Raw genomic sequence first — 11,285 nt, forward strand, 5'->3', positions numbered from 1 at the left:
TTAAGGAGATTAGGAAGTTGCCTGCCGGTTTTCTTTTGGAGACAAGGAAGGGATGAAACCCACAAAAGAGGTTGTGAGGGTGGCTATCAAATTTTGTGAGTGACAATAGGATGGCAGAGATATTTGCAGGGAAGTTAAGACGAGAAAAGTAGTTTTGTAGAAAAAAATGGTATGATGATGCTATAGCCGATAATGAACTAACCGCAAGGTTTCACAGAAAATTGGACGGTTATGAACCGTCCCAAAATCAGTGTTTCATCCGTGTAAATCCGTGGCTGAATAGTTGCAAAAATTCGACCTGTATGGTTAGCTTAACCTTACTCACATCTTTTAAAAACCACGGGATGGTTCACTTTACTGTGAAAGCTTGCGGCTGAGAGGTAGGGTGGGCACCGCCCACCAAAAAGGCGTAGATGGCGAACAGATTGGTGGGTAATGTCCACCCTACTTCTGCGGAAGGTTAACCGCGCCTAAAGTTTCACAAGAAAATGGATGATTTTGAACCGTCCCAAAACCACGAAGAACACGAAGAACACGAAGGACACCACGAAGATTTTTTTAATCACATTTACTTTACCCTTAATTACTTTCTTCGTGAACTTCGTGCTCTTCGTGGTTTATCTTTGCTTTTCCCTACCTAATCATACAGGTCGCAAAAATTTTGACCATACTGAAAAAACAAGAAGGAGGACGATATGACTAAAGAAGAGATTCTTGAACAGGCCCTTAGATATGCCAATTCTAATCACCCGTGTGAGGAAATCCTGGCTTACATCCTGGACAGAATAGAAAAGGTCTTTAATTGTCAATCCGCGGCTATTATGACCATAAATGAAGCCAAAGGGGAATTCAGGGTCAAATCTGAAAGAGGTCTCCCCTGGGATTTTGTCAAATACGGACATTTAAAAATAGATGAAGGTGTATTTAAACGGGTAATCGGAAAAGGTGAGACATGTCTTCTTACCGAGCGCGACTCTGAATTAGAGGATATTAAGGGCAGGTTTGAGAATGGATTTAACACCTTTTTAGCTGCGCCTGTCGCCACGGCTGGAAGACCAATTGGTTTAATGTGCATGGGCAGCCAGGCTAAAGCCGCCTTTGATCCTGAAGATGAAACCATCTTTTCCTCCCTGGCCGAACTAGTCGGACTGGTCATCGAACGTGGACAACTTTATGACCGGATAAAGGAAATAGAGCCTTTCGACAAGGTGGCTCACCTAAAACGCTTTCAGTTCCTCTATCAGGATTTAGAGCAGGACATCCAGATTTCAATAGACCGCCGGCAGCCCCTGGCCTTGCTTTTCCTTGAAATAGACAGATTTAAGTCCTATATGGGTATGTATGGTTTTGAGAAAGGGAAGGAACTTTTGGTGGAAATAGGTGGAGTTATTAAGCAGAGCACGATGGGAATCGTCACTCATTATCGATGGGAACAATTCGGTATTCTCCTTCCGGAAGAGGGGCCGGCCAAGGCCAAAGAGACGGCTGAATTCATCAGGCAAAAAATAGAAGAATTTGAGCCGGAAGGAAAAGAGGTGCCTATTACCGCTAGTATTGGACTGACGGCCTTTGAGGCGGCGGCCCCTTCAGCCCCTGAGATGGTTTGCCAGGCCGAAGAAGCCCTCTGGGAGGCCCATGTGCAGGGTGGGAATAAAGTCGTTTCCTTTGCAGAAATTGTGAAATAGGTTTAAATCCTTCGGGCATGTATCTCTTCTCTCTACTTTACCCGAAATCGGTAATCAGTAATCGGTTCTCTTGGCCATTCTATGCTGGAGATAGGTCTCAGAAAACTGGTGAAACTTTAAGTGTTCAGCCACAAAGACACTAAGACACAAAAATAGAGCAGCAGAGCAGCAGTTAAAGATTTTTGTAACCGTTCAGCCACTGATTGACACGGATTAGCACGGATAAAATAAAATGAGTTGTAAGTGTTCAGCCACAAAGACGCTAAGACACAATGTAGGGGCGAATAATTATTCGCCCCTACATTAGGTCGTAATCCCGTGCTCATCTGAATAGTTCAATAGAACAGTAGCGGAGTAGTTAAAGACTTTTCCGAAGGTTCCAGAACTGCTGCTCTACTGCTCTACTGCTCTCTAAGACACATACCTTTTTCCCCTTCGTGTCTTCGTGCCTTGGTGGCTGAACGGTTACCTAATTTTGTAATCGTTCACCACAGAGACACGGAGAATGATTTTAGAAAAAGCACTTACAGAGCAAATAATTGGGTCAGCAATAGAAGTTCATAGGCATTTAGGCCCTGGTTTATTAGAGTCAGCCTACGAAGAATGCCTTTGTCTTGAACTCAATTTGCGTGGTCTAAATTTTGAACGACAAAGACCTCATTAAGAGACTTGTCCTTTAGATTTTTCTCAGTGTCTCTGTGTCTCCGTGGTGAGGTGAACGGTTACAAAATTAACTAATAAGGAGGAAAAGCAAAAATGACAAATAAGGCGTTATTAGTTGGGATAAACAAATATAAACTTCCGGGTTGTAATTTGAATGGATGTGTGAATGATGTAACAAATGTGAGGGATATTCTCTTGAAGTACTTTGGATTTAGTATAAAAGAGATACGGGTATTAGTAGATGAGAGAGCGACAAAAGCAAATATCATCTCGCGATTAAAATGGCTTGTTAACGGAGCAAAGCAAGGGGATAAACTTCTATTTCACTTCTCAGGACACGGTTCTCAAATAGTTGACCGTGACGGTGATGAATTAAAGGATAAGATGGATGAACTTATCTGCCCACATGATATGGATTGGGATGGGAATTTTATTGCCGATGATGATTTAGAAAAGATATTCTCGGGTGTACCGACAGTGGTGAATTTAGAGGTTTTACTTGATTGCTGCCATTCAGGAACAGGAACACGTGAGACAATGGCGATCAATATGTTACCTCCAGAGCTATCATTCAAATCCAGATTTCTGCCTCCACCTATAGATATTCAATGCAGGGCAGATGAAGATATGGAAATAAGAAAGCTCTTGAGGAAACATAATTCATTAAACCATGTGCTCTTTGCAGGTTGTCAGTCGAATCAGACCTCTGCGGATGCATATATAAATGGAAGTTACAATGGTGCTTTTACCTATTATCTATGTAAACATCTCAGAGAGACACAAGGTAATATCAGAAGGGCTGAATTACTAAGGAGAACGAGGGCATCCATAAAATTCAATGGTTATAGCCAAATCCCTCAACTGGAAGCACCTGTAGCTGAGAAGAAAAAGAAGATGCTGGAATAAGTGGTCGGGAGGCTTCCCCCTGGGCAAGGAGGCCTTTTGTTTTTTTGTTTTCACTGGGCATCGGCAGAAAACCATTTACTCTTAACTACTTGAAAAACTAATATCGAATTGCTGCAAAAAGTATGCCAACTTCATTAGAAAAAAACTTGAACATCGAGTATTAGGCCTACATTCCGCACCTCTTTTAGTGCGAAATTCTATTTTTTTCCGACTATTCAAGAAAGTATATAGTTTACTTTTACTTACGAAAATCGTCCCCCCTTGTGATCTGAACCCTTGGAGCCTCTTGGAGCTATGCCCTCTTAGGGTGCATCTAGGACCGCCGGAGTTCCAAAAGGCACCCCGAAGTGGGGTGGAATAGCCATAAGACCTTGGGAATAAAGTCCCTTAAGGGGAAGAAGCAGAAACCTGGCTAGAGAAAAATATAGAAAGTCAAGGTTTCAGGTGCGGAATGTAGGCTCCTACGAAGTTAGAAGACATTTTTTGTAATTCAATTCTACAAACAGTTAGAGCTCCTACAGAGCCAAAAATATCTTCGCATCGAAATACATTAGAAGAGGCTTATGGGACAGCCCGTAAGCGTTTGTTGACCATCTTTATAACCAAACTTTGGCAGAAAATTCAAGATATAAAGCCACAGATTAACACAGATTGAACACGGATAAACACAAAATATATTTTATTTTCTTGAAATTAAAGAAGTTATGCTAAAGAAGAATGTTCATTGATTCTCACAAAAATCACAAAAACAAGTTCTTGCAGAGACTTAGTTCTTATCTGTGTCCATCCGTGTAAATCTGTGGCTTATAAAAAAAGAAAGACGATAGATTCGATTTCGTGCAAAACTTAGGTATAAGAGTAACGATGAGTACAATCAGCAGTTCGCAAAGCCGTTTAATTGGTCATTTACACGTCACAAAATGCGTAACTGATATTGTTGCAAAAAAATTTTTTCAACCTGACACTTAGGTAGGCATTCCAGGAGCGAACCGTGGTTTGGTTTAACCAGATACAAGTAAACATCGTTGAGAACCATACCCCCACTCGCGACTACCTGCTGCCGAAGTTGCTGTCGAAGAAGGTTGAAGTGAAAGCGGCCGAGGAAATGATGGAGGACTCGACATGAGACAGCAAATTTCAACAGGGCATTCCGTTCCACGCATTGAATACCTACGAGTCATCAACTACCGCGCCCTGAAGGATTTGGAACTGAAAAACCTCAGCCCGCTGACGGTCTTTTTGGGACCCAATGGAAGCGGTAAGTCTACTATCTTCGATGTTTTCGCCTTTCTGTCGGAGTGTTTCTCGACAGGGCTGCGGAAGGCATGGGACCGACGCGGACGCTTCAAGGAACTACGCAGGCGAGGCGAAGAGGGACCGATTAAATTTGAACTGAAATATCGTGAACAACCTGGCTCGCCGCTCATCACTTACCATCTCGCGATTGATGAACGCACTGAAGGCACGAGAGGTCCTTACATCGCAAGCGAGTGGCTGCAATGGAGACGGCAACGATACGGCAAGCCATTTCGGTTTCTGGACTTTGAAAGCGGACGGGGGCGGGTGGTCAGCGGGGAACTACCCGATGAGACGGACGACCGCCTTGAAGAGCAATTGGATTCTCCTGAGATGCTCGCCGTGAACACCTTGGGGCAATTTGCCCGCCATCCCCGTGTGAGCGCGTTGCGCCGTTTCATCACGAGCTGGTATCTGTCCTACCTCACCGCTGACAGCACGCGGGGCGTCCCCGAAGCAGGACCGCAGGAGCGATTGTCTGTGACGGGTGATAATTTGGCGAACGTCGTTCAATACCTGAAAGAGCAACACCCCAACCGGCTCGAACAAATCATTGGAACCCTTACTCGTCGCGTTCCACGACTGGAGAGAATAGACGCCGAAATCATGGCGGATGGACGGCTTCTTTTGCAGGTCAAAGACGCGCCGTTTGTTCAACCCATTTTAGCCAAGTTTGCGTCGGACGGAACGCTGAAGATGCTGGCATATCTCACGGTTCTTGTATGACCCTGACCCACCCCGATTTATCGGCATTGAGGAACCAGAGAACCATCTGCACCCCCGTTTGTTGCCTGAGCTGGCAACGGTGACAACTCATTCGCCTTTCTTTGTGAACGGGCTAAGACCACAGGAGGTTTGGACATTAGAACGGGATGAACAGGGCTATACTCAAGCACAACGGGTTGCAGACATTGCAGGGGTCAAAGAATTCATAGAGCATGGGGCGAGACTCGGACACCTTTGGACAGAAAACTACTTCCGAAAGGGTGATCCTTTCGCGTCAACAAGTCGAAGCCTTAGCCAGAAGACCGACCAGGACGGTTACTGTTTTTCTTCCACCTTAGGAGGTGTAGGCTCCACTTTTGGAGCAGCCTCTTCTTTCCCTTTAGAAACTGGTGGGGCTGGCTGACCGCCTTCCGATGCCGGTGATGGAATTGCTGCCGGCGCGGTCTTTTCCTCTATTTTGACGGCGGCCTCAGGAGTTACTCCCCCTGGCTTGACAGTCCCTTTAGGGGTGGCCTCTCCTCCCGGGACAACCCCCTCTGGTGTAGGAGCCGCCGTCTCCTTTTCGGCAGGCAGGGCTGTCTCTTCTTTAACAGGGGCAACTTGTTCCACCCCTCTTCTCCCCTTAATGATGGATCCCTCATGGGCATAGATGACGGTTAAGAGGATCGAAGTAACCATAAAGAGAATAGCCGCCACCGTAGTTATTCGACCCAAAATGTTGCCCCGCATGGTCCCAAAGGCCGTTTGAGATGCCCCCCCTCCGCCAAAGGCAGAGCCTAAGCTGGCTCCCTTCCCGGCCTGAAGCAGAACAATTAAGATCAAAGCAAAACAGATAATTACATGAATAATAGTTAAGACGATACCCACTGATTAATTTACCTCCTTCAAATTCAGGAATGCTCTCGGATAAAACCTGTTCCTGTCCCTGATTTAATCAGGGATTCAGGAATTGAGCGTTGATTTTATTAATCTTTACACACCGCGAACTTTTCCTTCACCCCCATTGGTAAAATTTGCTCCTTCGCCCCTGCGGGGCTTAATTTCCCATTCAATCTTCCGTAGGTTGAAACCTACGGCTAAATTCCTCTGCACCTTCGGTGCATAAATTAATTACATTATTTTTCGGATAAAATCTGTTTCTGCTCTGTTTTATCCAAAAATCTTCTTCAAATGTCGGACGCCAGAAGACAGAAGTCGGTTCTACTCGCTCTCCTGCTCACAAGATATCCCGTAGATAAGAGCGATTATCGCCCCCTTAATCAGGTAGTCCACCAAGCCCATTATGGTCCAATATATTACTACTCCTGTGGCTACGGTCATAAACATGTGGGGGTAGAAAACATTCCCCGCAGGGTGCCTACCAGCCAGAGGATAAAACCATAAGTAAGAACCATAAGTAAGTCCTTTTGTCAGCCTCCCAGAACCAGGGATGCCTTGAAAGAAAAGCCCATATCCAAATGCCAGGAAAATACTTAAGATCAGATTACCTAAATTTAACCATAAGAAGAAAGCCCCCCTCGTAATCTCTTCTTCTCCCCTCCAGACATTAGTAGGCTCAAGCTGGTAGACCCAGTTAAAGAGCCAGCCGCAAGTAAGTCCACCCAGAACGGCGCCTACAATAGTGACCACCAGTCCGGCCATCAATATCCGGCCTATCCGCATATTTATCCTCCCCTTTCTTAGATAGTAACCGTTCACGCCACTAAGACACCAAGCAACTGGTACCTTAGATATTTAGCCTAACATAACATAAATAACCTCCCAGGTCAAGTTTTTTCTCAGGGTAATCGCCTCAAAATTTCTGGGATCGGATGAGGCCCCAGAGGGGCGAGACAACGCCGACGCGATCGAAACTTTATTTTGGTTACTCCACGGTCGGTTCCACAATCTTTCCGATAAAGAGTATGGTCTGGGAATGATCTTCTCGGATCACCAATACAAAGGGCCGGTCAACTCGCATTGAAAAACCAGAAGGTAGGGCGGTTAGAGTCATTTCCACCGAAGTAACGGCGGCTGCTTCCGTGCCTTCTTCATCTACTTTTACAAAGGTCTTATGTTTCACTTGGCTGATATATAAATTTTCAGTGACTTGCTCCTTTTTATACATTCTGGTAAAATCAGCCTGTAAGGGATCGAAGGCGATGGCCATGCCTAATGCTTCTAAGATATCATTCAAACTTAGTTCGTATTCCAGAGTAAACTTAGGAAGTTGCAAGGTCCCTTTCTGTTCGGAAAAACTAATTCGCCATTGATTCCAATTCTCAGGATTAAATTCGGCAATTAGGGAATCAACGTTTTTTTGCTCTCGTGGGAGAAAGATGGTCATCCTGAAATCACCCTCGCCATAAGGCAGATCAATGGCTTGGAAATCGGCATTTTCAAAATATTGAAAGTCCCTTTCTTGCGTCATCATCCGGCACGGTTTTTGAGAACCATCGGGCAAGGTAAACCAATCATCTTGTGTTAGCTCTTTATCAAATTCGGAAGTCCAGGTGCCTTTAAAATAGATGGCATCAATGAGAAACATCATCGTTAAAGGATTAATCACTTTATCCACGATTTCCTTGATCTTTCTATTGGTATTTTCATCCACCCATCCATTGATTATATCTGAAGCGTTCGGATCGTTAAAATCCAATCCCCTTACTTCTGCATTAAAATAGGTCTTGTTTAGAGTAATGAATTCATCTTCCACAGGGAATCCCTGACGATACCAGATCGAATTGGCAATCCGGAATTGAACCTTTTGGTCAAGGTTGGTTAATAATTCTATCACGCTCTGATAAGATTCATTCACTTCTTGCATCGTTAAGCCGGAAAGCTCAAGGGTCGTCTGCATTGCCTCTTGGGTCCTCCCCTCAGCGCCGTTGTAAGTCATTCCCAGGGCCATCGAAACACTCAGCGGAGAGATAAAGACATTCTTATCCTTTTCCTGGCTAATAATTTCTTGGAAGAGCTTGAACCCGAACTTGTTGTCCGATTCGATCAAGCTCTTTTCCGTCGCGGCTAATTCTTTATTATCAATAGGCGGCGAAGCAGGATTCTTGTTCGAGCATCCCATAAATCCGGCACAGATACAAGGCACGAGGATAAGGTTTAATATCTTAGGCATAATGCGCCTCCTTTATTTTTATGACTTTTCAGGTGGATAGGCTGAAGACTGAAGACTGAAGGCTATTGAACTTCAGCCTTCAGCCTATTATGCCCCCCTAAGGTACGGTTACTAGTATCTCCCCTCTCAGTAATTACTTATCCCTTGCCCCTTGCCCTTTGTCCCTCCTGCTAAGGTACGGTTGCGGTTATCTCCCCTATCAGTCCCCGGTCTTCGTTTAAGACCTGGATTATGTATTCCCCAGCCGCTAAGTCGCTTATGGCCGCCGAGACGTCGTAGAGACATAGGCAGCGGCAGCCGCTCCCTTCAAGTATCTCAGTTTCTATTAGCCTAAGCTGGTTCCCTTCATGTTCCAATTCCACCCGAATTTCTTCCAGACAGCAATTATACCAGGCGTTACGGTGAGTAACGTAGATATCATTCCCCTCGACTTTAGCTATTATCTCGTCCTTTGCTTGGGTCGGGTCCTCACGATTGGAGAGACAGCCGGAATTGGAATAAGTAAGCTGAGGTCCTTCTCCCGGTTTTATTGGTCCAAGCCAGAGATCGATTCGGCGTTCCTCGCCCGAAGTGAGAGCCGGTAGATCAACGGTCTTAGAGTGGTAGCCGGGCTTGGAGACAGTGACCGTCCCAATGGTTGGGGGAGGATAGATGAGGATAATGGCGTCTGAGGCAGGCAGGTCATCTATCCGGTAGTAGCCACTCCAGTCGGTCCTGGTGGTAAAGGTCTCCCCGGTAAATAAAGTCACCGTAACATCGGCCTCAGGGATAGGCATCTTCGTATGAGCGTGAGTTACCACTCCATAAATAGAAGCCCTCTTCTTATCAGGTTGGAGGGTGAAGTCGATCTGGACCTTAGGGTTCGTAGACGAGACAGTCCCTTCTTGTTTTTGGGGCAGAAAGCCCTTGGCTTCAGCGATGATTGTATAAGGGCCAAAGGGAACTTCCTCTATCCGGTATTGGCCCTCTTTATCAGTAACAGCCAACCAGGGCCAGGGGATTCCAGGGACGAGGAGATAATTGACCGCCGTCTCATCGTCTTCATATTTAGGATAGAGACTCACTATGGCCCCTTCAATGGGGATGATACAGCGCGCATTATCTCCACAAGGAATAAGGTCTCCCCCCGCCGAGTCCTGCCTGTATCCTGCCACCATAACCATTCCGAATACTACACCTTTGTCACTAATGGGCGGGAGGTAGAACTCGACCGTGGCCACCTCATCCTCTTTGACCACCGCCCTCTTTTCTTCTGCCTCAAAACCTTCGGCTTCAGCTCTGACCGTATACTCACCCGGCTCCATATTTGGAATCTGGTATTCGCCGTCTCTGCCGGTCGTGGTCGTATATACTTCCCTAAGATACCCATCAGGACCTACCTTCAGAGCGGTTACCTTTGCCCCGGCGATCGGTTTCCCCAGATAGGGGATTTTCAACCGCTCCTCTCTTTTCTCCAGTTTCTCACCTCTGGCGATTGGCTTCCCGGAATAGGGGATTCCCACGGCTGATCCACCTTCAGGATACCACGAGGGTCTCTCCCGGACAGTGCCAACCAGCGTGCCTGTCCCAGGAGTAATCGGTATTAGATGAAAGTCCTCTCTTCTTTCTTCTCCAGGGGAGAAATATTTAAGGTTGACCGTCTGGGGTTCATAACCGGTTTTAGAGGCAGTCAGGGTAATAGGCGGCCCTCCAATAAGGGGCGGTGTAACCGGAATGCCATCTATCCGGTAATCTCCATCTTTCCCGCTCAAGGCAGTCAGCACCTGACCCGTAGGGAGCCTCAATTCTATCTTTGCCTTCGGAATGGGAACAATACAATCTGCCGCTCTACCGCAATCTACCAGGCCATCTAAGACAACCCCAAAGACTGAGGCAGATTCAGGGCTGGGTCCTCTTAAATGCATCACGATTTCCCCTATTCGGGTCTCACTACCCAGGGCAACCTCAACTCCCTCGACTACCGTGTCCTCATATCCCTCGTAACTGGCAACAACCGTATATTCCCCGGCAGGAATATAATAGAAGGTAAATTCTCCTTTCCTCGTTGTCCGACAGGAAAAAGATGTTCCCGGAATAAAAACCTCTACAAAACCGGTTTCAGGCAGTCTTTCTCCCTTTGGTCCGATAAGCACTACCCGGCCTGAAATTCGGCCCAGGGTTGAAAGGAAGAGGACATCCTGAATCTTCTTTGTCTTTCCAGGAGTAACCTCTACTTCTTTGATTATCCCCCCGTATATTTTGTTCCTTGTTCCGGCAATGACATTGTATCTCCCACCTGGAAGCCCGGTTATGATGTAGTCTCTGTTATTATCTATCTGGCCTGGATAGGTGTCAGCCGTGTCTATTGACCCGGCATAAACCTCCACCTCCTCTAACCGAGGCGACTCAAACCTGGGAGCAAGCTCAGGACTTCGTAAGGCTTCAAACTCTAAATGTCCCTTGATTACTCCTAAAGCCTCCTGAGGCTCTTGGCTCTCGTTCTCCGTACTTGCCGTAGGACTACGATCGCTCCGTCCGCAAGCGGTCAATAAAACCAGAAAGAAAATTGCCAACCAGGCTAACCCGCGACATCTCATCCTCAACCTCCTCCTTCTTTAAGTGATCGATAATCAGTAATCAGTGATCGGTCATCAGTGAGGAGTAACCAATTAATCAGTTGTTACCGATTACCCGATGGCCTGATTATATAAGTATATCATTAAACAGTCCTCCTGTCAAAGAATTTTCTGTCCTGAATTATATTGTTCTGAGTAACTACTCAAAACTAAGATAAGCAGTTAGTTGGGAGACAAAGCAAAATTCCCTCTCCCTTGATGGGAGAGGGATAGGGTGAGGGTGAAATGGGCGGGCAATATTATTACTCTTGCTAAAAACCTTAGAAAAAGAGCTACCACCCT

6 protein-coding genes and 2 pseudogenes are annotated in these 11,285 nt (G+C 46.0%); 4 read left to right on the top strand and 4 right to left on the bottom strand.

Going from position 1 to position 11,285, the window contains the following annotated elements:
* Nucleotides 1-695 precede the first annotated feature (695 nt).
* The 4 genes and pseudogenes from AB1797_09315 (at nucleotide 696) to AB1797_09330 (ending at nucleotide 5,544) form a co-directional block, all read left to right on the top strand.
* A complete protein-coding gene (locus tag AB1797_09315) occupies nucleotides 696-1,685 on the top strand; it encodes a sensor domain-containing diguanylate cyclase (protein ID MEW5767810.1) in 990 nt (329 codons plus the stop codon).
* A 505-nt stretch (nucleotides 1,686-2,190) separates the two neighbouring features.
* A pseudogene (locus AB1797_09320) lies at nucleotides 2,191-2,340 on the top strand (GxxExxY protein).
* Nucleotides 2,341-2,441: 101 nt separating this feature from the next.
* Complete coding sequence (locus AB1797_09325) at nucleotides 2,442-3,254, top strand: caspase family protein (GenBank protein ID MEW5767811.1); 813 nt, start codon at nucleotides 2,442-2,444, stop codon at nucleotides 3,252-3,254.
* Nucleotides 3,255-4,376: 1,122 nt separating this feature from the next.
* Nucleotides 4,377-5,544: pseudogene (locus tag AB1797_09330) on the top strand (AAA family ATPase).
* Between the two features lie 47 nt (nucleotides 5,545-5,591).
* Here AB1797_09330 and secG read toward each other — a convergent pair.
* From secG to AB1797_09350, 4 genes are all read right to left on the bottom strand, one after another.
* A complete protein-coding gene (gene secG / locus AB1797_09335; GenBank protein ID MEW5767812.1) occupies nucleotides 5,592-6,143 on the bottom strand; it encodes a preprotein translocase subunit SecG in 552 nt (183 codons plus the stop codon).
* A gap of 333 nt (nucleotides 6,144-6,476) precedes the next feature.
* A complete protein-coding gene (locus AB1797_09340; GenBank protein ID MEW5767813.1) occupies nucleotides 6,477-6,938 on the bottom strand; it encodes a hypothetical protein in 462 nt (153 codons plus the stop codon).
* A gap of 202 nt (nucleotides 6,939-7,140) precedes the next feature.
* Nucleotides 7,141-8,388 (bottom strand): serpin family protein, encoded by a 1,248-nt coding sequence (locus tag AB1797_09345; GenBank protein MEW5767814.1) that lies wholly within the window; start codon nucleotides 8,386-8,388, stop codon nucleotides 7,141-7,143.
* A gap of 170 nt (nucleotides 8,389-8,558) precedes the next feature.
* Nucleotides 8,559-10,964: a carboxypeptidase-like regulatory domain-containing protein gene (locus AB1797_09350; GenBank protein ID MEW5767815.1), complete on the bottom strand. Its 2,406-nt coding sequence runs from the start codon at nucleotides 10,962-10,964 to the stop codon at nucleotides 8,559-8,561.
* Nucleotides 10,965-11,285 lie beyond the last annotated feature (321 nt).

It is taken from the genome of bacterium (assembly GCA_040753085.1).
Classification (GTDB): domain Bacteria; phylum UBA9089; class JASEGY01; order JASEGY01; family JASEGY01; genus JASEGY01.